Raw genomic sequence first — 20,868 nt, 5'->3', positions numbered from 1 at the left:
AATATGAGCCTTATTATGAAAATATATAAAGTAGGTCTACCGTTTATTGGCATGTCATCTTTGATGCTACTAATGTCACCTTTAGCAAACGCTGCTGAGATGTCGAACATGGATCATGGCAGTATGGACATGTCTGGTATGGATATGTCAGATATGGATCACAGCAGCATGGATATGTCGGGCAATATGTCAGATATGGACCATAGTGGCATGGATATGTCAGGCGATATGTCGGATATGGATCATAGTGGTATGGATATGTCAGGCGATATGTCGGATATGGATCACAGTGGTATGGATATGTCAGGTGACATGTCAGATATGGATCATAGTGGCATGGATATGTCGGGCGATATGTCAGGTATGGATCATAGTGGCATGGATATGTCGGGCATGGATCATGGCAGTATGGACATGTCAGGAATGCAAGGTGGCGAAGCACCAGCCGATGCTCGAAGCCCTGACTACTCGAACGGTGTTCCCTATGGTCGCTTTGGTAAGCCTGTGATGATGGGTAGCTTACCGTTATGGGGCGTATCAGTAGACGATTTGGGCTATCAATTTGACGATGATCAAATCAATTATGAGTTTGATACGTGGTACGGTACAGACAGCAACCGCGTAACGCTACGTAGCGAAGGTAGTATCCAAACTAAAGATGATAAAGAAATTGATAGCTTAACCTCACTATCTTACTGGAAGCCACTTAGTATTTTTTGGAATGGGGAAGCCGGTGTTGCTTATGATACCGAAAATGATAAATCTGCCGTGATGGCTGGTATTGCAGGCACTGCACCTTACTTCATCGAAACCGATGCTAGAGCTTATTTATATACTGATGGGCAAGTTCGTCTAGATCTAGGTGCGGAGTATGAGTGGCGCTTAGATCAACATTGGGTAGTGATTCCAGAAGTAGAGCTGACGGCATTTAGCAAAGATGATACAGATAACCATATTACTAAAGGCTTTAATGAGTTTGGGGCTGACGTTAGGCTTACTTACGAGATGTTAAGTCGTCAGCTCGCGCCTTATGTGGGTATCAGCTATGAGACCGCTTTAGGCAACGCAAGAGATTTGCGACGTCAAGAAGACGAAGCTGTTGATTCTAGTAGCGTTACAGCTGGTGTGAAATTTTGGTTCTAGTGTTAACCATGTAAGTAACAACAGTTTATAACACTAGCTCTAAAAAAAGGCACCTCTTTATTAGACCTCTTGCAAAAGTCATAGTTTAAGCTCGGAATTAATGATACCAGCAAATAGCTTCATTCTAAGATCGTAGCGCTGACGACGGTTGCGATATTTATGAGCCACGATTTTAAACAACTTGATTAAGCCTATTTTGTGCTCAACCACAATACGGAACTTTGCCAGATAGTGATTGGCCTGTTTGCATATCTCCAATAACTGACCACCACGAGGTTTCTTAAATGGTGTGAAAGTTTGCTTATGTAGATTTGCTATACCCTGATAACCACTGTCTGCTAGATAGTTAGTATTCTCAGGCAACCAATCAGGACAAGTATCTTTATACAGCTTAAAATCGTGGATTGACCCTTTACAGGTTTGCACATCGAGTATCAAACCAGTTTGCCAATGAACGATAACCTGCGCTTTTAAGGTGTGTTGTTTTTTCTTACCGCTGTAGTAGTCTCTTTGGTTTTTTTTGGACGCTCAATAGGGGTTTCGGTGGCATCGACAATGACGACTGACCAATTGATGTTCTCATCGACACGACTAGGCAGCTTTTTGGGCAATTCAAACTTACCTGAATCGATAAGTACGTCTTCTACTTTACGAATGATACGGCTAGCAGAAGACTCATGAATACCAAAGTCCATACTGATATGATAAAGCGTGCGGTATTCACGCCAATAAGTCAGGGCCAGTAATATTTGAGCCTCAATACTAAGCACGCTTGGTCTACCTGATTTGGTCTTAGATGCTTCATGCTCTTGCATGGCCTCAAGCATGTTATAAAAGGTGGCTTTATGAATGCCAGTGTAGCGTTTAAAACCAGCGTCACTTTGTTTGAGTAGCTTATCTATGTTTGGCATATCTATTAAGTAAGTAGAGTTCAATAATATACGTTGTGTCTTATAATTACTTTTGCAAGAGGTCTATTTAGGTGCCTTTTTACTAAATTAAGGACAAGAATATGAATAACCATATGGATAATAAACAGAAGCAAATGAACCCTTATGTAAAGTTCACAATCATGATTTTAACATCGACAGTCGTGATGTTTATCATGATGTATTTTAATACTTATCAATGGGATCACGTTTATTTTAGCGAAACCAGAGCTTATATGGCGTTATATATGGGCGCTATGATGGCTATTATTATGCTCGCCTTTATGACCAATATGTATAAAAAGACTAAGGTCAATCTAATGGTTTATGGGATTAGTGTCGTGCTATTTGCCTTTGGTTTATGGGGCGTTAGATCACAACAAACGGTCGATCAAGTGGATTGGATGCAGGCGATGATACCGCATCACTCGATTGCTATTTTGACCAGTTCGCGTGCTGATATCGAAGATCCACGTGTACGTCAGCTTGCTGATGACATTATCGAAGCACAAAAGCGTGAAATCGGTGAGATGCAAGCACTTATTGATGAGTTGGAATAATATATTATGATACCAATAAGTAAGCTCTTCTTTAAAAACTATTTACTATATCGCGTCTTTTAATTCTAACTATACCTACTCCTTACTTCAAAAATAACCTGTAAAACTGAAGTTCTACGAAGAAATAGATTAAGGTCGAATAAGTATGAAGCAAGATAGAACGACTCGCTATCAGAAGGATAGTTTGACATTATCAGGAACAGTTATGCTAGGTACCGGTGTCATGATCGGTGCTGGTATTTTCGCTCTGACCGGTCAGATGGCTCAGATGACGGGTTCGCTTTTCCCACTTGCTTTTCTAGCCGCCGCAATCGTTGTTTCTTTTAGTGCCTATTCTTATATCAAAATCTCTAACGCTTACCCGTCGGCTGGCGGTGTTGCAATGTACCTGCATCAGGCATACGGAGATCGTTTACCGACTGGATTTAATGCCCTGCTGATGTATTTCTCCATGGTTATAGCGCAGAGCTTTTTGGCCCGGACGTTCGGGTCATACACTATGCAGTTATTCGGTGGCGATGACAGCGGTCGCATGGTATCCATCCTTGGCGCCGCGCTTATTCTTGCTGCGTTCTTTATCAATTTACTTGGTAATCGTTGGATTCAGGGGGTTGCATCGGTTATCGGTATTATAAAAATTGTCGGTATTCTTATATTCGGGTTGGTTGGTATCTGGCTAGCTGATAGCTTTGCAGTTGATTCTTCTACATTAGATGACACTAATACTATTGGTGACTTTCTTGGCGCAACGGCGCTAGGCATACTGGCATTTAAAGGCTTTACCACGATTACCAACAGTGGCTCGGAAGTAAAAAATCCTCATCGCAACGTCGGCCGTGCCATTGTAATATCAATCGCAATATGCGTAGTTATTTACACTCTAGTCGGTTTCGCGGTGTCTAGTAATCTATCTCTTGCCGAAATCATCGAAACTAAAGATTACTCCTTGGCTGCCGCCGCACGCCCAGCACTTGGCGACTATGGTCTATGGTTCACAGTTGCAATCGCAATGGTAGCTACCGCTGGCGGCCTCCTTGCTAGCATCTTCGCAGTCTCTCGTATGCTTGCTATGTTGACTGAGATGAAGCTGGTGCCTCATCGTCATTTGGGAATGCCGGGAAGCGTTCAAAAACATACGTTGGTCTATACTGTGGTGTTGGGTTTAGCTTTTACGACGTTATTTGACTTATCACGAATTGCAGCGCTTGGCATTGTTTTCTATCTAATTATGGATATCGCCATTCATTGGGGTGTTTTGCGATACCTTCGTCAGGATATAAAGGCGGTGATGTGGGTGCCTATAGTGGCCATACTTCTTGACCTGTTGGTTCTCGGCGGTTTTGTCTGGATTAAACTAAACTCAGATCCATTCGTACTTGGCGTAGCAGTCGTCACTATTGTAGTGATTGCTGTGGCTGAGCAGGTTTACCTGAAATCTTCAGCGAGGAAAAAAGCTATCGAAAAAGATACGCTTGCAGACCATCATTGACAGTAACATCAAAGAGTTTACAGAAAATTGTTTGGTTAAAAATTGCATAGATTTAAGCGTCTGCTTACTATCTTCAAGAATTGATTTCATGCAATACGATATTCATAAAGACAACAGGGAAAGTAAGCTATGAATGAGTCATTTAATCACGCTGGAACTTGGGGTCTCGCACTAATTGTTATTGTTCTGATTTCTTGGTTCTTTTACCGTTATTTCGCACCAAAGAACTGGCGTGAATGGGCGGGTGCTGGTGTAGTTCAGGCTTTCATTATTGCACTTTACGCAGAAATGTATGGCTTTCCGCTCACTATATATTTATTAGTACGGTTTTTTGGTTTGGACAGCCAATATGTCAGCGCTAGCTTATGGTCGACCCTTGTTGGTTTAGGTGAGACAGGCATGATGATCTCAATGCTACTCGGCTATGCTATTGCATTTTTAGGAGTCGGTCTTTTTGCTCAAGGTTGGCGCCAAGTCCACAAAGCACGAGGGGAAAATCGTTTAGTAACTGATGGACTCTATGCCTACGTACGTCATCCTCAGTACACCGGGTTGTTTATTGCACTGTTCGGTGAGGGTGTGGTGCATTGGCCAACTCTGTTTTCAATCGGTCTGTTTCCAGTGATTGTGCTTGTATACACATGGTTAGCTCGACGTGAGGAACGGCATATGTTTGAAGAGTTTGGTAAAGACTACCTTGCTTACAAACAGCAAGTGCCAATGTTTATTCCTCAATGGGGTCAATGGCGTCAACTTGCCGCCGCCGCACGAGTTAAAAAGTAATATCAATACAGGATAAAGCTTTAATTCATACAAATCCTTAGAGTTAGCATGGTTAGATACGATTGGTTATCTTGAGCTTGAACCACATCATACAATAGTGAGGATTACTAAGATGGTCAAATCAAACTTAACAACAAGTACTTTAAGGATTGCCCCTGTTGGCAACAGTGTATCGTTGTTTCTACTCATTAGTTACCTGTTATGCATAGGCTTTGGCTTACTTGCACCCGAGCAGATAGCGATGCACGAAGCTTGGGCACCTCTACTACCTGGCTTTGAGTGGTTGACGTGGACAGGTTTTCTAATTGGGTTTGTCGAATCATATCTTTACGGTTGGTATTTCGCCATCTTGTTCGTGCCACTATATCGTTGGTTCGCCAAAGTGCGCTAAAGATATTGATATATTAACAGTCAGTAAACCTCTTCGGTTCGAGTAAAAATTAATTGAAGAGTTGGAGTGATCACAGTTTAGACTGAGGAGAAATCATAATGAATGGGTCAATGCATGGCATGATGAACGGCTCAATGATGTATGGCATGGGCTGGGTTATGATGCTTATCTGTTTGTTATTCACCCTACTATTTTTCGCAGTACTAGTACTAACAATCATGGCACTGCTCAAGTATTTGCGTGATAAAAACTAAATTCCAATTGAAAAGTATAGAAATTATTTTTTAGAGGTTTTTAGATTAATGATTAGATGAATAGCAATCGAGGATTGATGATAGTGCTTTAAGAGTTGTACTTATTATAAATATTTATTGTCTTCAAGGAGTGGTTTTATGAAACATATTGCCGATGAAAAATCTATCAAAGGTGGTCAGTACGATAAAGTACCAGAAAATTATAGTGGTACGGTTTATATCTGCCCGATGCATCCTGAGGTTAGAGATACTGAAAAGAGCGATTGTCCGATATGTGGCATGTTTCTTAAACCTGAAGACGAGGTTGCTGAATCCAACAACCATGAAGATAGTCATGCGCATTGTCATGGAGCGGATGCTAATAATAGTAATGAGGTAAAGTCTGTCGAAGGCAATAAGTACGACAAGATACCGGAAAATTATAACGGCACGATTTATATTTGTCCTATGCATCCAGAAGTAAGAGATGTTGAAAAAAGTGACTGCCCAATATGTGGCATGTTTCTTAAACCTGAAGACGAAGTTGCTAAAGATGATAGTCACGCTAGCTGTCATGGAAAGGATACTGATAGTAGCGGAGTAAAATCTGTTAAAGGCGGTAAATACGATAAAGTACCTGCTGATTACGATGGCACGGTATATACCTGTCCTATGCATCCTGAAGTGAGAGACGTTAGAAATAGCGGTTGTCCGATATGTGGTATGGCGCTTGAGCCCGAAACGCTTACTATCGGTGAAGAGGACACCTCAGAGCTTGACGACATGACTCGTCGTTTTTGGATATGTACCGTGTTGACTGTACCGCTATTAATATATGTGATGAGCGGTATGTTTGGAGTTGACTTTAGTCAGTATGGTATACCTTCACAGGTTTTACAATGGGCTGAGTTAGTGCTCGCGACCCCTGTAGTGCTTTGGGGCGCCGCCCCGTTTTTCGTTCGTGGCTGGCAGTCTATAAAAAGCCGCAATCTAAATATGTTTACTTTGATTGCGATAGGCGTAGGCGCTGCTTATATTTTTAGTATTGTCGCGACCTTTTTTCCCGATATTTTCCCAGACAGTTTCAGAGATGCCTCTGGTCAAGTCGGAGTCTACTATGAAGCAGCAGCGGTCATTGTAACCTTGGTGCTACTGGGTCAAGTATTAGAGCTCAAAGCCAGAAGCCAAACTTCAGGTGCGATTAGAGCTTTGCTTGAGCTCGCACCACCAACCGCAAGACGTGTCGATGAAAACGGTGAAGAAGTCGAAGTCTCGCTTGATGAGGTCGTCACTGGCGATAAGCTACGGGTTAAACCAGGTGAGAAACTACCCGTAGATGGTACAGTGATCGATGGTAATAGTAGTGTTGATGAATCAATGGTGACGGGTGAGCCAATCCCTGTATCAAAAGTAGCAGGAGATACAGTGACTGGTGGTACGGTAAATGGCACCGGAACGCTATTAGTCGAAGCGGTCAATGTTGGAGCAGATTCAGTATTATCTAAAATTGTACAAATGGTTGCTGAAGCCCAGCGTAGCCGCGCGCCTATCCAGCGCTTGGTAGATCAAGTGGCGGGTTGGTTCGTACCTATTGTTATTGTCAGCTCTATCATAACCTTTATTGTCTGGGCGATATTCGGCCCTGAGCCCGCTATGGCCTATGCTTTGGTTAACGCGATTGCGGTACTGATTATTGCTTGTCCTTGCGCCCTTGGTCTAGCGACGCCGATGTCCATTATGGTTGGTACCGGCAAAGGCGCGCAAAACGGCGTCCTCATCAAAAATGCTGAAGCGTTAGAGAGTATGGAAAAAGTCGATACCATTGTCGTCGACAAGACCGGAACACTGACCGCTGGTAAGCCCGAGCTTACCGCAATTGATGCGCAGGTAGGTCAAGATGAAGACGAGTTCCTCGCATTGGTAGCCTCAGTAGAAAGCGCTAGCGAGCATCCTTTAGCAGAAGCTATCGTTAGAGCAGCTCAAGAAAGATCACTCATTATTCCTAAAGCTACTGACTTTAATTCGACTACTGGCGAAGGCGTACAAGCCGTGGTCGATGGTAAGAAAGTCGCTATTGGTAACTCTAAGCTTATGGAAAGCCTAAATAGTTTTGATAATGAGCTGTCCACTAAAGCTGATGTCCGTAGAAAAGACGGTGAAACGGTAATGTTTGTGGCTATAGACGGTAAAGCTGCTGGTATTATTTCAGTTGCTGACCCTATTAAACCAAGCACTAAAGAGGCTATTTCACTGCTTCATGACGCAGGTTTAAAAGTTGTGATGCTAACCGGTGACAACGAAAAAACCGCGCAGGCAGTCGCCAATAAACTAGGTATTGATGAAGTTCATGCGGATGTCTCACCAGAGGATAAAAACCGTATCGTCAAAGAAATGCAAGACAGCGGTAAATTGGTCGCTATGGCGGGTGATGGTATCAACGACGCACCAGCGCTAGCGCAAGCTAATGTTGGTATCGCTATGGGAACCGGTACCGATGTGGCGATGGAGAGTGCGGGCATTACCCTGCTAAAAGGTGATTTAATGGGCATTGCCAAAGCTTATAAGCTTAGCCACGCCACCATGCGCAATATCAGACAGAATCTGTTTTTTGCCTTTATCTACAATGCACTTGGTGTTCCTATTGCCGCAGGTGTGCTCTATCCCATATTTGGGCTTCTGCTCAGTCCGATGATAGCAGCGGCAGCGATGAGCTTGTCGTCATTCTCGGTGATTGCTAACGCGCTGCGATTGCGCCGTTTGAAACTATAATTCTGGTACGGTAAAAAGTGTTCTAAAGCACACTGACACATACTGGTCTAAACAAGATCACAAAATATAAGGATACCGTTATGGGCAGCTTTTCTATTACACATTGGCTGATTTTATTGGTCGTAGTGGTGGTCGTATTTGGTACTGCCAAGCTTAAAAATGCAGGTAAAGATTTAGGCGGTGCGGTGAAGGGTTTTAAAGAAGCGGTCAAAGATGAAGAACCTGAGAATGCTCGCAAAAATCATGTGCTTAGCCATGAAAATAGTACGCCAGCTGCAAGTAATGATTTAAATACGCGTGTAGGTAATCAGGCTGATGATATGGAAATCAGCCCTATTTCCACTGATGACCAGCCTAAAGTATGAAGCGCGCCGCTTATAAATAGCGGCACTAAGTAGTCTATTAATATATGTGACTGTTATGTTTGATATTGGGTTTTCCGAATTACTCTTGTTTGGCGTCATTGCTTTAATCGTATTGGGCCCAGAAAAACTGCCGCAAGCCGCACGTACCGCTGGGCAATGGTATGCCAAACTGCGCCGTACAGTATCCACTCTACAATCTGAAATAGAAGCTGAGCTTGATCTAGCTGAGACACGAAAACAGATGCAAGATGAGCTGGCAAAGATTCGTCAGACCGAGTCGGATATGAAGCGCGAATTAGCAGAAATGCGTGGCAGTATGCAAAAGTTTGAGCAGTCACAGAACCAAAGCCTAGACGCTTCACATCAGTCAATCACCCCTTATGATAAAGACCATCAACAGAATACTACCTCTTCTTCAGCTATAGAGAAGGGGGATAAATGAGCTTATTTAAGCGCCAAAAAAGTCGCCAAAGAAAGTTAGCAAATACAGATGCTAAGGCGTCAGATGCTACCCATAATGTTGAGACTGATAATGTGCTGAATGTGCTTAGCGACATGCCTATTACTGAGCATTTGATTGAATTACGCAAGCATCTCATCAAAATATGCGTAGCCGTTTTGATCGTCTTCTTAGCATTGGTAGGGTTTTCGCGTGAGCTCTACAATCTTTTATCAGACCCATTAGTGGCGCAGTTACCCATCAATTCGACCATGATTGCCACTGATATAACGTCAAACTTTATGGCACCTATTCGCTTGACGATTTTCGTTGCTGCCTTTGTAGTGATGCCGTATATTCTGTATCAAATTTGGTCATTTATAGCGCCTGGATTATATAAAAAAGAGAAAAAAATCACTATTCCAGTGCTGATATCTTCGATATTCCTATTTTATTCTGGTGTCGCTTTTGCCTACTTTGTGGTACTCAAAGGCGTATTGAAGTTCTTTATTTTATTCGCTCCGCAAAACGTTATACCTATGACCGATATCGACAGTTATTTAAACTTTGCGCTAAAGTTATTTATGGTATTTGGACTCACTTTTGAGATTCCAGTGGTTACTTTATTATTGATAATGGTCGGTATCATATCCACTCAGAGTCTAGAGAGTAAGCGCCGATATATCATCGTCGGTTGTTTTGCTGTGTCAGCGGTAGTCACACCGCCCGATGGGGTGTCAATGCTATTGCTCGCGATTCCTATGTGGCTATTATTTGAGCTGGGTTTACTCTTAGCAAAGATATTAATTAAAAATGAACGAAATAATGATTTAGTCTCAGGGAATGAAACATTAGAAAGTAGCTAGCACTACTTAAATACGCCAAGAACCTTTTTTACTTTTTACTTTTTACTAGAGTATGTCAGCGTGAGTACTCTACTTAGCGACGGACTCTAAATGGAACACCCAACTAATAACAACGAAAAAAATGACGGTCTTGCAAATCGACTTAACCAAGAGTGCTACTGCATTACCCTTGATCGTAAAGCGCTTAATACAAGCCTTCAAGATCAATTGGTAGAAACTAGAAACAATCCAGTAGGAGCGAACGAGCTTAATAAGCTTTTTTCAGCAACACCCGTGTTCGTTCCCAAAACAGAGATAGAGGCGATGGAGCGAATCGTCAGGGCTATCGAGTCAGCTGCCGAACTGCCATTGTATCAAGAGCAAGTGCTGTCGTGGGCACCAGAAATAGCTGCTTTCGACCCAGGCCCAATAGGGGCCCTCATGGGTTATGACTTTCACTTGGGTAGCGATGGACCTCAGCTCATCGAGGTCAATACCAATGCTGGAGGCGCATTTTTAAACGTAGCACTTGCCCGCGCACAAAAACACTGCTGTCGCCCCTCAGAGCAAAGTGTTGCTACTACTAAAATGCTTGATGGGTTTGAAGAAGCGGTCGCTAATATGTTCATACAAGAATGGCAGCGACAATCGGCAACTAGCATGCCCAATCGCATTGCTATTGTGGATAATGAGCCCAAAAGCCAGTTCATGTATTTGGAGTTTCAGCTGGCCTGCCAACTACTTCAAGCTAAAGGCATTGATACCGTTATACTCGATCCGTCTGAGCTTAACTATGCTGATGGTGTACTGACAGCTCATAGCAAGCCCATTGATATGATCTATAATCGGTTAGTCGATTTCGCCTTTGAAAACCCCAACCACGCCGTGCTTAAAAGTGCCTATTTAGAGGGTGCGGTAGTAGTAACCCCCAATCCGCATGCCCATGCTATATTCGCTAATAAGCGCAACCTGACTTTACTATCCGATACGCAAACTTTGCAGTCGTGGGGACTAGGTGATGATGATGCAGAATATCTAAAAAAGTCAGTACCAACTACCAGAATGGTTACAAAAGAGGATGCAGCAGAATTATGGCGTACTCGGAGACAATTGTTTTTTAAGCCAGTAGCTGGTTATGGTAGTAAGGGCGTTTACCGTGGCAGCAAGATTACCCGCCGCGTATTCGAGACTATTTTAGATGAAAGCTATATTGCGCAGACCTTTATCCCTGCTACAGAGCGATCAATAAAGATTGATGATGTGGTGACGACTAGAAAGGTAGATATACGTCTTTATACCTATGCAGGACAGCTGCTACTAACTGCTGGGCGTATCTATCAAGGCCAAGCGACTAACTTTCGCACACCAGGGGGTGGCTTTGCGCCTGTTTTTCAAGTCTGAACATAGCATGAACATGTAGCTTTGGCTTCTTAAGTAACGTTTACTAGTTTAATTATTCTGCATACCAACTTATCAATAAAACATCATGCTGAATTGGAAAGATGATGATCCAAACCGTTATCCACTACTTCCTGCATTTTGGCATGCCGTTGATTATTGCCTATACTTTTTTTCGTGATGATTACAAACGAGTATATTTGATTCTTTTAGCAACCATGCTGGTAGATTTAGATCACTTGCTAGCAACACCTGTTTTCTTACCTGATCGCTGTAGTATTAATTTTCATCCATTACATACTTACTATGCAATGGCAGTTTATGCGGCTATGCTATTTCTACCAAAGCCCTATAGAATAATTGGTCTAGGATTGTTACTACATATGCTGACTGATTCAAATGACTGCGTAATGACCTATCTGAATAGACTCTAGTGCTTATGCGTAGTCGTTAGCTATAGTGAAAAAATTATACAGGATTAGTTAAAATAAATAGGGTAATCTTCCTTTAATGTCGTTCCTTCCTCAAAAAGGATAAAAAGTGATTCTGGCAATTATAATGGCAGCGATTCTAATCGCTGTCTGCACAGCAATACATTATGGCGTATTAAAATTCTCGTCACAGTTTGTGACGCCGTCGCGCCATCCGGGACACTGCCTTGGGGTCGCAGTTGCCTCAATCGTGCTGGCTCATATCCTTGAGGCACTGCTTTATGCGACTGGCTTTTGGGTTGCTGTGCATAACTTTCAGGTTGGTGACCTCGTCTCGTCCTCATCCAACGGCAGTGCCTCCCTTACCTTTATGGACTACTTTTACTTCTCGCTAGTTAACTACACAACGCTTGGGCGAGGTGACCTCATGCCTAACGGACATCTTCGATTTATGACCGCGATGGAGGCCTTCCATGGTTTCCTACTGATTACAATGTCCGGAACCTTTGTGCTGCAGATCATGAATGGTAAAAAACCCCTTGCAAATTAGCTAAAGACTATTTAGCTAAAGACTATCTCGACTATGTGTAGCATAGGGCTGCATAAACCTATGTCAGGATACTAACGTTATTCTGGCATAAGAAAAATAGTTCAAGTTGTTATAAGGAATAAAGCTATGAATCCAAACAATAATAACTACCATCAGGACATTCATCAGTCTGATACTTCTAATAAAACATTAAATACTAATGACAACTGGATTGAGAAAATATGGGCGTGGGCAGATGAGTTTGAGCTCAAGCATTCTGAAATTCCTCGTAATAAAGAATCACTGTTAGCCCTAAAAAAGCTAGAGATCTTAGAGCCTGAACATGATGAGCAACACTCAAAAGACGTCTATAGAATAGCCTATCTACCCGATGAGCTTACCAACCTTACAAATCTAGTAGATATAACTATCAGTGGCATATGTTCAAGTCATTTACTGCCCAATATCGGTAAGCTCACTAATCTAACCAAACTGTCTATTAGTCACTCTAAACTTGTCGCATTACCTGAGAGCATCGGGCAACTGAGTTATCTTACTGAACTCTTTATTGATCAAAGTGAACTCGAAGCGCTACCTGATAGTATTGGACAACTTCATAACCTTACTAAGATGTTCATTGGTCGCTGTCAGATTCAATGTTTACCTGACAGCATTGGACAGCTTACTAAGCTTACGGTACTTGATATAGTTCACTGTGAGATTGAAGAACTGCCTGACAGCATAGGGCAGCTTATTAACCTCGCTAAGCTTTTTATTAGTTATTGCCCGCTCAAGCACTTGCCTGACAGCATAGGGCAACTCAAAAATTTAAATGACCTTGATCTTATTAACTGTGATCTCAAAGACCTACCTAGTAGTATTGGACAGCTTACCAACCTCAACAAGCTTTATATTAATCGTTGTCGTATTAAAGAGTTGCCCGCCAGCGTTGGACAACTGAGCAGTCTTACAGAGCTTTTTATTACTCATTGTGAGCTTGAAGAGCTACCTGATAGCATAGGCCAGCTTTTGAGCTTAACTCACCTTGACCTGCTTCACCTTGAACTAACGGAGCTACCCGATAGCTTTGGACACCTCATTAACCTTGCTGAGCTTAATATTATCAACTGTAAACTTAAAGTATTGCCTGATAGCATCGGACAGCTCGTTAACTTAACTAAGCTCAATTTTAATCACTCTAAGCTTGAAGTCCTACCTGATAGCATAGGGCAGCTTATTAGCTTAACTGAGCTTTTTATTAGTCATGGCAAGTTTGACAAGCTACCTGATAGCGTAGGTCAACTTACTAATCTAGAGAAGCTTTATATTAACCATTGTAGCCTCAAAGAGCTGCCTGAAATCATAGGGCAACTTAAGAGTCTGACTGAGTTTTTTATCAGTTATTGTAAATTGGGCAAGCTACCTAATAGTATTGGTGAGCTTAATAATCTTGTTAAGCTTGAGCTTGTTTATTGTAATCTTAGAAACCTGCCAGATAATTTTACACAGCTGAATAGTTTGAGATGTATCAATCTTACTGGTAATCCTCTTGATAGGCTTTCTCCGAGGGTGAAATGTTATTTACGTTCTATTGATACAGTCTACGGTTGGGATAAACAATCATACTCTTAGCGGTTGTGCGATATTCACATCATACTCTTAGCAAACTTCAAACCCCGATATTAATAGCGTCACCCAAGAAAAGTGAATTTCGTACTCCAGCCCTTTACACTGTATAGAGAATAGCATATAGAGCTTTTCCGACTTGTCAGAGCAAGATTTTTCTATGGTATATGCAGATATTGATGATATTTTAAACACCATAATTTTGAGGGACTTACCACCTAATAAGTTATAGTTTCAATAAGAACTTGACCTACTTTAGCGTTAACTATTTCTAGTATCGATCTCAATTTTCAGCATAGCTCAAACTGACTACATCAGTATATTTATACCGACTCTAATGCTTGCTGGCATGCTTGAGCTAAATAAGGGTCAACACTGTCCTGTTTGAGCAGCCATTTAATATAGCCAGTACCTTCAGAGCTCGCAGCTAAATCTGCAATAGCCTCACCCTTATGCTTACCAAAACTTAAGTGTGTGGGTATACGTGCCATTTGACTAAACTCATATAAGTTCTCCACATCACTTATCTCATGACCTTGACTGTTAGCCATATCAATCAGACTACCAAGCACTAGCTCAGTGAAGTAGATGTCAGCAATGGCAGCATGCGCGTTCTTTGCTTGAGCGCGCGCTATATCACGGTGGAAGTGATAGAGAAGGGATACTAGCTTATGGCTCTCAAGCGTAGGAAGGAGAAAGTTAGCCATCGCATTGGTACAAATTAACTTAGGCTCATGGGTCACGCCAGCATTTTTGAGAACGGCCATGTCAAAATCAATATTGTGGCCAATTAAATACTTAACACTACTAGGTAGTCTGAAGTTTGTATGAGGTGGTTCATCCGCCACATCCTCATCACAAATGTGTGATATCGCCATAGAACCTAAGCTGATTTCTTTTAGGGGATTAAAGCGCTTCGCTCTTGGCGCTTGTAACACAGTCACCTTGCCATTAATGATATCAAACCCCAATATTGCCCAAGCTACCTGGGTATTTCTTTGAAAGCTAAACAATTCGCTAAGCTATACAAGACGGTGCTTATTATCAATTTTTAGTACCAGGGTGTATTAAAAAATCGACTCTCTGTCCTATTGAAACTGATAATGACGTACCCTAAAAAACGCTGATATCGTCACCTGAGAAGTACGTTATATATAATCTGTAATAATCAGCAAAAGTAAATATTTTACTGTTTGTATGGTAGATCTATCATGTCGATGGCTTATAGATAGGAATGAAAGGTTAGACCATGGTATATAAGTTCATTTATCTTTTCTAGCGATATACCCTTAAACCTAACAATAATCAAAGCTAACTATTGTTTTTAGATAGTCTGGGAGATTTATTATAGTATATAACCTAGAAAAAAAATCACTAGGCAGTCTACTATACTTGTCTTAATGATAATAAATAATAAGCGAATGAATATGACAGCGACTTCGAGTTATGAGTATGAACCTCTTGCTGAAACAATAGCTCACGCCTGCGCCATTACTTTTCAAGGTAATACCAGCAACGGCCTACAGCAAGACGCATTTTTCTTCTTAGATCACTGGTATCAAGAGGACTTAGGAGTAATGCCAGTGACATCAGTGCAAGCGCCATTTTGTCTTGCGGTATCGGATGGCGTTGCTAGCTCTAACCAGTCATAGCACTGCTCAAAGGCAGTTGTCAAAGCAATTAAAAAGCTATGGGATAGCAATCAAGAGAGTACTAGTGCTATCACCTCAGATCATATCTATACGCAACTGAGTCAAACCAAACACCCAAAAAAACGTTATGGTGCCGCAGCAACTCTCGCGATGATCACCGGCACGCTAAACGATGATAAGTCGATAAATATAGATATAACTCATGTCGGCGATAGCCGTGTATATTTGCTTAGCAAAGATATGAATGAATGGCAGTGCTTAACTCGTGATCATAATCTGCTTAATGAGTTGGTAGATGAACAGGCACATAACGAAGGTCGAGAAGCTCAGCCTAGCGAGTACAATCGCACAGGTATGGCGGGCAGCTTATATAGCATTACCGAGTGCTTTGCATTAGCAGTAGATAGTGATGACCCAAGCAGCGAGCCACCAAAAAGTGATAAGCGAACAATCACAGTGCAAGCAGGCGATAGCCTTGTCATTTGTACTGACGGTATTCATGATTTAGTATCGTGCTACGAGTGGTCACTTATCGATAATCAAACGGATTTACAAGGATGGCTACAGAAGCTTATGCAGCAAGTATACGACTCGGATGGCAATGCTTATGATAATGGCACAGCTATTGTGGTACGGTTTGATTAACCTTTTTACGATAGTTCACTTTTAAAATGACAGTTTGATAGATTCGATAGCCTATAGAGCAGCCAACATGCCTACACACCCAATCGCAACCTACAACAAATCCACCCGTTTGTTTGCGCTCTATCAGCGCTTGCCACGTCATAAAGACAAGGCAATATCACTCACAGAGCTAATGAACGTTTATGGTGATAACCTTGACCATTACGCAAACGAGCGTAAAAATTTAGAGAACGACCTAACAAGTCTCAATCAAATATTCAATGACGTCTTTCACAGTGACGCTTTAATGCGTCTGCCAGCTTGGGGACAGAATATCAGCGGACAAACGGCACGGTTTTATATTGAGCCAAGTTTTAGTATCGATGTCATTAATGAGCAAACGGTATTTTTTTGGCAGATGCTCGCTAACTATACGGCGAACTACTTGCCAGCACCTTTTAAACAAAGCATTAGTGAAAAGTTGACCCAATTAGGTCGCCAAGATAGACACAGCTTCAATCAAAGCAAGCTAGGACAGTGGCAAGATTATCTTATTACCCTGTCTAGTATCGTACAAGCACCAAAGCTTGATAGCGGCGTGCTGACTAGCATCCATCAGGCACTATTACACAACAAGCAGCTTCAAATCAGCTATCAAAACAAATGGCGTAACAATCCTACCGTCAGAGTGATCTACCCTAGAGGACTTATTTTTATCGACAACATGATCTATCTTACTGGGTTTAATCCAACGAATGATCATATCGATGATAATGTCTTATTAATGGCACATCGTAATTTTGCGGTTAATCGTATTGAAGCAGCTGAAGTAACAGAGCAGTCGGTACCGGACTGGGTAGAGCGCAATGCTTTCACTCTTGAGAATCTACGTAAGCTAGGAAAGCTTGAGTTGAATAATGGTTTAAAAATCGGACTGGTTCTAAAGGTGCAAAAATATGCCTGCCAGCATCTCTATGAGCGGCCGTTATCATCTACTCAAACGATTACGGTTATCGATGACACTTGGAACGAGGTGCGTGCAACAGTTGCCAATACGCAGCGCTTGCAAGATTGGCTGGTCAGTATGTCGCAGTTAGCAGTAGTGATTGAACCGGTAGAGTTAAAAGCGGCTATTTTAGAGCGCTTAGAAAGCGGGATAAAATTATATACAAAATAGTTGATCAAGAATTTTACTAAAGTAATAAAAGACAAATACATTTTTTAAATGTCATCAAGGAGCTAGAATGACCACACCTAACTTATTTAAATTTGCCACCTCTGAGTTATCACAAGACGCTTTTATCTGTTGGCTTCTGTCGTGGGCAGACCAAGACTATCAGACAGGAAGCGATAAACATAAAGCGCTCAATAAGATAGCAACCAGTGTATTGGCGTTATTCTTTAAAAAAGCGGGTAACTCGCTACCGAGTCGTATTGATAAAATAGTAGTGAAGCGTCAAGTGAATAACATTGATGTCCTTTGTATCATAAACGACACTTACTGTGTATTAATCGAAGATAAAGTAGGCAGTTTGCAGCACTCCGATCAGTTGGTTCGATACAAGCATTTTATGCTTAATGGACACGCTCAAACCTTTACAGAAGATAAAATTATTCCTATTTATTTACAAACGCATGATCAAAGCAACTACAAAGCTGTGCTAAAGGACGGCTTCTATCCAGTAACTAGACGAGATTTATTAGACCTCTTTAATAGTGAACAAAATGCGGCACTGCAAGAGAGTGATATATATAGCGATTATCTTAACCATCTGCAGTCTATTGAAGAAGCAGTGCAAAGCTTTAAATCAAAACCTGTTAACGAGTGGAAAAAACGGACTTGGATTGGCTTTTTTCAATATTTACAGTCTTACCTAGGAGAAGGTAACTGGGGTTATGTCGCTAATCCTTCGGGCGGCTTTATGGGCTTTTGGGGATTGGGTCATAAAGTAGAAAATAATATAGATATTTATTTACAAATCGAGCAAGAGAAAATCTGCTTTAAAGTATCTGTTCCTAATAAAGAAAGTCGTAGCAAGGTTAGGAATGAGCTTTATAAATTGTTTAAGACAGAAGCTGCTGATTTTGATTTAAAAGTGACTAAGCCAAAGCGCTTTGGTTCAGGTCGGCATATGACCTTTGCTATACTAGACACAGATATCTTTGAGAGTGAAAACTCAATAGATCTACGGCAAGTTGATAAGCTAATGGATGAAGTGCAAAAATTCATTAATCATGTAGTAAATCAGTATAAAAATAAAAACGATTGGTAATTGTAATGTCATAACACCTAGAGTAACAGAAGGTCTAATCATGAAATATCAGCTCGACAAATCGCAAATAAATGATTTATCTTGTGCAGCCTTATACCGACCAAACATAGACTATTTTCCGCCAGCGATTATTGCTTGTTTTATCATTAGTGATGGTTGGGATGTGCAGGCACTGCTAGAGCTAAAAGGGAAAGCAGGGGCTGATATTTTAGTAGGCTTACAAACAGATGACCATAAGTATGAACGCTTAGATATTATAGAGGGGATTGTTAGATGTCAGCCTGATGAAGTAAATGATGTCATTGCACTGCTAGATGCAAAGTCTGCAAGTACTATCATCGGTATAGATGTAGCAGACGTTATAAGCTTGTTTGAGTGTGGTTATTCGTTTCAGTTTGTTCAAGCCAGTGCTACAGGTGAGTCTGAATTCCATATGATAAAAACAGCTACATATAAGATGATTGGTCTACTTACTAACGCTCGTAATACTAAAGGGGTACTTATTGGGACGCAGAGCGTGCAAAGTCTGCCACTGGAAGCCTTTGCTTATATATCAGATGCTATTGAGGGGTTGTTGTCTAATGATAATGCATTTACTTATCTCAGCTCAAGTATGACTGATGAGCCTAATTGTTTTCGTTTAAAGGCGGTTTATGCTGAAGAAAAGTAAAGCCACATGTAATAAACATATGGCTTTGGCTGCTACTATCAATTGAAGCTAGTTATATTTGCTAATAGAGTCTCCGCGCCACATAGCATGCTCACATACTGCGCAAAACCAACTCTCTTTTGCCCGCATATAAGCAATATCGGCAGGTACTTCAATAGGACAGGCGTTTCCGCAATATTCGCAGCACACATCATCTAAGCAAGCGTAGCATTGGCTTACGGTTTCAAATAACGTATGGGTACTAATGCTATATTTTTGACAAAGTAAACTAATATAATCCACATAGCTGATTTTATGATTATAGGCCCAATAATCCTCACAGACCCGTTTGTCCCAAGCGTTTTGTGTCATGCTCCATTCAATGCTGATGCCCACAACGTACTCCTTTTTAATGATCTGATACCTACGGCTAGCATTACCTTTTTATAGTAATGATATCTATTGAACCAGTCGCACCTATCATCATTAGCCAGCTATTGAGCAGCAAGATAGGTATATGACATAATAAAGCGTTAGTCAGCATAAAATAGTTTTTGACGGAAACTTAGTTATTGCCAACGAGTATTATTCTAGCAGAAAAGTAGTCACTGGCAAGTATTTTTTACTTACCAATAAGGATTTTATTGTGATTTCTTGTAATCTCCCTGTGCTTTTAGCAGAAAGACGACTTCGAGTTGCCGATTTAGTAAGGATGACGGATATTAGTAAATCGACACTTCATAGAATTTATAACGATGAGACGACTCGTATAGAGTTCGATACGCTAAGCAAATTGTGTGAAGTACTAGAGGTGACACCATGTGAGATATTAAAATACGTACCTGATGAAGACAGTAAAAATTAGGTTTTATAAATAATGTAGCTGAACGCGTACGTTCACTTTAAACTCTGGAAAATAACGATATTACTATCCGATCAGAAGTATTCATAGCTCTCATAGATAATGGTTTAGCTATTATTTTTGAGGGCTTTTCTAATGTCCTTGTACTTATTCGCAGCGAATATATTTTTAATAAATATAATTAAATCATAAGCTTGAATAATGTTATGTTATAACGTATCATTAATAAAACAATAATTTTTAGAGCAGTTTATCGTGAAAAATAAGACCCTTCGCTCAACTCAAAAGCTGTTAATACTGAGCTCGAAAAATCTAACCGTTCATCCTAATGCTAGAAGTGCTTTTATTGTTTGGCAGCAGCATAGGCTGCCTCTGAGCCGACCACAGCTGGCAGGCTTAGATGATTATTATCGACCAGTATTACGGTTATGTGTGCTTGATAAAGACAATTATCAGTTCTTCAAACCCCGATATCAATCAAGCCACCTGATACTCCTAAAAGCAGTAAGAGCTTGCTAAGACATGCCAGCAAAAGCCTAGTGCGTCTTTTATACATAAGGCAGTCCATCGCTCTAATATTTGCAATGCTTATCGTTGATAATGCTATACCCTGAAAAACTATGATATTGCTACCTGAGAAGTAAGGATCGTATTATCAAGAATACTTATTTTGCATGAGTAAAAGTTAATTTTTATACTTCGATTTAGTTGAAATATTCCCATTCTAAGCCTTTAGGAAGTGACATTTAGCCTCACTTCCTAAGAGCTTTTTGTTCTTATTGTCTATTGGCTTAATAATTAATTATTTTAATAAAATCAGCTAGTTGATAATTGTTATGTTATAACGTATCATTAATAATATAGTGATTGTTATGGCG

General features: G+C 41.0%; 24 protein-coding genes and 1 pseudogene. 21 read left to right on the top strand and 4 right to left on the bottom strand.

Annotated elements, in window-relative coordinates; translation table 11 throughout:
* The first annotated feature begins 15 nt into the window (after window positions 1–15).
* Window positions 16–1,143: a copper resistance protein B gene (locus tag ACS8FD_RS01165; RefSeq protein WP_058025616.1), complete on the top strand. Its 1,128-nt coding sequence runs from the start codon at window positions 16–18 to the stop codon at window positions 1,141–1,143.
* Window positions 1,144–1,221: 78 nt separating this feature from the next.
* On the opposite strand, the pseudogene ACS8FD_RS01160 reads toward ACS8FD_RS01165, so the two are convergent.
* Together ACS8FD_RS01160 and ACS8FD_RS01155 are read right to left on the bottom strand one after the other, a co-directional pair.
* Window positions 1,222–1,605, bottom strand: a pseudogene (locus ACS8FD_RS01160) (transposase family protein); the annotation flags it as partial.
* An 8-nt stretch (window positions 1,606–1,613) separates the two neighbouring features.
* Window positions 1,614–2,054, bottom strand: coding sequence for a helix-turn-helix domain-containing protein (locus ACS8FD_RS01155; RefSeq protein WP_439274032.1), 441 nt, complete (start codon window positions 2,052–2,054; stop codon window positions 1,614–1,616).
* 101 nt (window positions 2,055–2,155) lie between these two features.
* On the opposite strand from ACS8FD_RS01155, the gene ACS8FD_RS01150 reads away from it, so the two are divergent.
* From ACS8FD_RS01150 to ACS8FD_RS01090, 13 genes are all read left to right on the top strand, one after another.
* Window positions 2,156–2,632 (top strand): DUF305 domain-containing protein, encoded by a 477-nt coding sequence (locus ACS8FD_RS01150; protein ID WP_037059145.1) that lies wholly within the window; start codon window positions 2,156–2,158, stop codon window positions 2,630–2,632.
* A gap of 145 nt (window positions 2,633–2,777) precedes the next feature.
* Window positions 2,778–4,121 carry an APC family permease gene (locus ACS8FD_RS01145; RefSeq protein ID WP_240991030.1) on the top strand — a complete coding sequence of 448 codons (1,344 nt, stop codon included), beginning with the start codon at window positions 2,778–2,780 and terminating at the stop codon, window positions 4,119–4,121.
* A 129-nt stretch (window positions 4,122–4,250) separates the two neighbouring features.
* Window positions 4,251–4,904, top strand: coding sequence for a methyltransferase family protein (locus ACS8FD_RS01140; RefSeq protein WP_068037334.1), 654 nt, complete (start codon window positions 4,251–4,253; stop codon window positions 4,902–4,904).
* 112 nt (window positions 4,905–5,016) lie between these two features.
* Window positions 5,017–5,295 carry a DUF5676 family membrane protein gene (locus ACS8FD_RS01135; RefSeq protein WP_223334650.1) on the top strand — a complete coding sequence of 93 codons (279 nt, stop codon included), beginning with the start codon at window positions 5,017–5,019 and terminating at the stop codon, window positions 5,293–5,295.
* A gap of 98 nt (window positions 5,296–5,393) precedes the next feature.
* Window positions 5,394–5,549, top strand: a complete 156-nt coding sequence (locus ACS8FD_RS01130; protein WP_156770962.1) for a hypothetical protein — start codon at window positions 5,394–5,396, stop codon at window positions 5,547–5,549.
* A 138-nt stretch (window positions 5,550–5,687) separates the two neighbouring features.
* On the top strand, window positions 5,688–8,297 hold the full coding sequence (locus tag ACS8FD_RS01125; protein WP_439274031.1) for a copper-transporting P-type ATPase: 2,610 nt from the start codon (window positions 5,688–5,690) through the stop codon (window positions 8,295–8,297).
* 80 nt (window positions 8,298–8,377) lie between these two features.
* The gene (gene tatA / locus ACS8FD_RS01120; RefSeq protein ID WP_011959992.1) at window positions 8,378–8,662 is read left to right on the top strand and encodes a Sec-independent protein translocase subunit TatA; all 285 of its coding nucleotides are present in this window, start codon (window positions 8,378–8,380) and stop codon (window positions 8,660–8,662) included.
* A gap of 55 nt (window positions 8,663–8,717) precedes the next feature.
* Window positions 8,718–9,104, top strand: coding sequence for a Sec-independent protein translocase protein TatB (gene tatB / locus ACS8FD_RS01115; RefSeq protein WP_439261622.1), 387 nt, complete (start codon window positions 8,718–8,720; stop codon window positions 9,102–9,104).
* Entirely contained in the window at window positions 9,101–9,967 is an 867-nt protein-coding gene (gene tatC, locus ACS8FD_RS01110) for a twin-arginine translocase subunit TatC (protein WP_160023470.1), read from the top strand. The genes tatB and tatC overlap by 4 nt, the downstream gene beginning before the upstream one ends.
* Before the next feature lie 90 nt (window positions 9,968–10,057).
* Window positions 10,058–11,347 (top strand): ATP-grasp domain-containing protein, encoded by a 1,290-nt coding sequence (locus ACS8FD_RS01105; protein ID WP_439274030.1) that lies wholly within the window; start codon window positions 10,058–10,060, stop codon window positions 11,345–11,347.
* Between the two features lie 101 nt (window positions 11,348–11,448).
* Window positions 11,449–11,778, top strand: a complete 330-nt coding sequence (locus ACS8FD_RS01100) for a DUF6122 family protein (protein WP_226945081.1) — start codon at window positions 11,449–11,451, stop codon at window positions 11,776–11,778.
* A gap of 124 nt (window positions 11,779–11,902) precedes the next feature.
* Window positions 11,903–12,325, top strand: coding sequence for an ion channel (locus ACS8FD_RS01095; RefSeq protein WP_201611663.1), 423 nt, complete (start codon window positions 11,903–11,905; stop codon window positions 12,323–12,325).
* Between the two features lie 126 nt (window positions 12,326–12,451).
* The gene (locus tag ACS8FD_RS01090; protein ID WP_201600860.1) at window positions 12,452–13,936 is read left to right on the top strand and encodes a leucine-rich repeat domain-containing protein; all 1,485 of its coding nucleotides are present in this window, start codon (window positions 12,452–12,454) and stop codon (window positions 13,934–13,936) included.
* A 317-nt stretch (window positions 13,937–14,253) separates the two neighbouring features.
* On the opposite strand, the gene ACS8FD_RS01085 is transcribed toward ACS8FD_RS01090, so the two are convergent.
* Complete coding sequence (locus tag ACS8FD_RS01085) at window positions 14,254–14,901, bottom strand: 3'-5' exonuclease (RefSeq protein WP_439274028.1); 648 nt, start codon at window positions 14,899–14,901, stop codon at window positions 14,254–14,256.
* Window positions 14,902–15,357: 456 nt separating this feature from the next.
* On the opposite strand from ACS8FD_RS01085, the gene ACS8FD_RS01080 reads away from it, so the two are divergent.
* The 5 genes from ACS8FD_RS01080 (at window position 15,358) to ACS8FD_RS01060 (ending at window position 19,149) form a co-directional block, all read left to right on the top strand.
* Complete coding sequence (locus tag ACS8FD_RS01080; RefSeq protein WP_227679696.1) at window positions 15,358–15,582, top strand: hypothetical protein; 225 nt, start codon at window positions 15,358–15,360, stop codon at window positions 15,580–15,582.
* Between the two features lie 27 nt (window positions 15,583–15,609).
* Entirely contained in the window at window positions 15,610–16,227 is a 618-nt protein-coding gene (locus ACS8FD_RS01075; protein ID WP_227679697.1) for a PP2C family protein-serine/threonine phosphatase, read from the top strand.
* Between the two features lie 67 nt (window positions 16,228–16,294).
* Entirely contained in the window at window positions 16,295–17,383 is a 1,089-nt protein-coding gene (locus ACS8FD_RS01070) for a helix-turn-helix transcriptional regulator (protein ID WP_201539741.1), read from the top strand.
* Window positions 17,384–17,450: 67 nt separating this feature from the next.
* Window positions 17,451–18,479, top strand: a complete 1,029-nt coding sequence (locus tag ACS8FD_RS01065) for a PD-(D/E)XK nuclease family protein (protein ID WP_201539740.1) — start codon at window positions 17,451–17,453, stop codon at window positions 18,477–18,479.
* 40 nt (window positions 18,480–18,519) lie between these two features.
* A complete protein-coding gene (locus ACS8FD_RS01060; RefSeq protein ID WP_439274027.1) occupies window positions 18,520–19,149 on the top strand; it encodes a hypothetical protein in 630 nt (209 codons plus the stop codon).
* A 48-nt stretch (window positions 19,150–19,197) separates the two neighbouring features.
* On the opposite strand, the gene ACS8FD_RS01055 is transcribed toward ACS8FD_RS01060, so the two are convergent.
* Complete coding sequence (locus ACS8FD_RS01055; RefSeq protein ID WP_439274026.1) at window positions 19,198–19,524, bottom strand: hypothetical protein; 327 nt, start codon at window positions 19,522–19,524, stop codon at window positions 19,198–19,200.
* A gap of 250 nt (window positions 19,525–19,774) precedes the next feature.
* On the opposite strand from ACS8FD_RS01055, the gene ACS8FD_RS01050 reads away from it, so the two are divergent.
* Both ACS8FD_RS01050 and ACS8FD_RS01045 read left to right on the top strand, forming a co-directional pair.
* Window positions 19,775–19,993 (top strand): helix-turn-helix domain-containing protein, encoded by a 219-nt coding sequence (locus tag ACS8FD_RS01050; RefSeq protein WP_075101008.1) that lies wholly within the window; start codon window positions 19,775–19,777, stop codon window positions 19,991–19,993.
* A gap of 252 nt (window positions 19,994–20,245) precedes the next feature.
* Complete coding sequence (locus ACS8FD_RS01045) at window positions 20,246–20,509, top strand: hypothetical protein (RefSeq protein ID WP_439274025.1); 264 nt, start codon at window positions 20,246–20,248, stop codon at window positions 20,507–20,509.
* Window positions 20,510–20,868: the final 359 nt, after the last annotated feature.

It is taken from the genome of Psychrobacter sp. 1U2, assembly GCF_051847575.1.
Note: the sequence above shows the minus strand (reverse complement) of the source record. Positions and strands in the feature narration are given on the sequence as shown.

Bases quoted from the DNA above. Each gene is read 5' to 3' on its own strand.
- ACS8FD_RS01165 (WP_058025616.1), top strand. From the start codon at position 16: ATGAAAATATATAAAGTAGGTCTACCGTTTATTGGCATGTCATCTTTG.
- ACS8FD_RS01155 (WP_439274032.1), bottom strand. From the start codon at position 2,054: ATGCCAAACATAGATAAGCTACTCAAACAAAGTGACGCTGGTTTTAAA.
- ACS8FD_RS01150 (WP_037059145.1), top strand. From the start codon at position 2,156: ATGAATAACCATATGGATAATAAACAGAAGCAAATGAACCCTTATGTA.
- ACS8FD_RS01145 (WP_240991030.1), top strand. From the start codon at position 2,778: ATGAAGCAAGATAGAACGACTCGCTATCAGAAGGATAGTTTGACATTA.
- ACS8FD_RS01140 (WP_068037334.1), top strand. From the start codon at position 4,251: ATGAATGAGTCATTTAATCACGCTGGAACTTGGGGTCTCGCACTAATT.
- ACS8FD_RS01135 (WP_223334650.1), top strand. From the start codon at position 5,017: ATGGTCAAATCAAACTTAACAACAAGTACTTTAAGGATTGCCCCTGTT.
- ACS8FD_RS01130 (WP_156770962.1), top strand. From the start codon at position 5,394: ATGAATGGGTCAATGCATGGCATGATGAACGGCTCAATGATGTATGGC.
- ACS8FD_RS01125 (WP_439274031.1), top strand. From the start codon at position 5,688: ATGAAACATATTGCCGATGAAAAATCTATCAAAGGTGGTCAGTACGAT.
- tatA (WP_011959992.1), top strand. From the start codon at position 8,378: ATGGGCAGCTTTTCTATTACACATTGGCTGATTTTATTGGTCGTAGTG.
- tatB (WP_439261622.1), top strand. From the start codon at position 8,718: ATGTTTGATATTGGGTTTTCCGAATTACTCTTGTTTGGCGTCATTGCT.
- tatC (WP_160023470.1), top strand. From the start codon at position 9,101: ATGAGCTTATTTAAGCGCCAAAAAAGTCGCCAAAGAAAGTTAGCAAAT.
- ACS8FD_RS01105 (WP_439274030.1), top strand. From the start codon at position 10,058: ATGGAACACCCAACTAATAACAACGAAAAAAATGACGGTCTTGCAAAT.
- ACS8FD_RS01100 (WP_226945081.1), top strand. From the start codon at position 11,449: ATGATGATCCAAACCGTTATCCACTACTTCCTGCATTTTGGCATGCCG.
- ACS8FD_RS01095 (WP_201611663.1), top strand. From the start codon at position 11,903: ATGGCAGCGATTCTAATCGCTGTCTGCACAGCAATACATTATGGCGTA.
- ACS8FD_RS01090 (WP_201600860.1), top strand. From the start codon at position 12,452: ATGAATCCAAACAATAATAACTACCATCAGGACATTCATCAGTCTGAT.
- ACS8FD_RS01080 (WP_227679696.1), top strand. From the start codon at position 15,358: ATGACAGCGACTTCGAGTTATGAGTATGAACCTCTTGCTGAAACAATA.
- ACS8FD_RS01070 (WP_201539741.1), top strand. From the start codon at position 16,295: ATGCCTACACACCCAATCGCAACCTACAACAAATCCACCCGTTTGTTT.
- ACS8FD_RS01065 (WP_201539740.1), top strand. From the start codon at position 17,451: ATGACCACACCTAACTTATTTAAATTTGCCACCTCTGAGTTATCACAA.
- ACS8FD_RS01060 (WP_439274027.1), top strand. From the start codon at position 18,520: ATGAAATATCAGCTCGACAAATCGCAAATAAATGATTTATCTTGTGCA.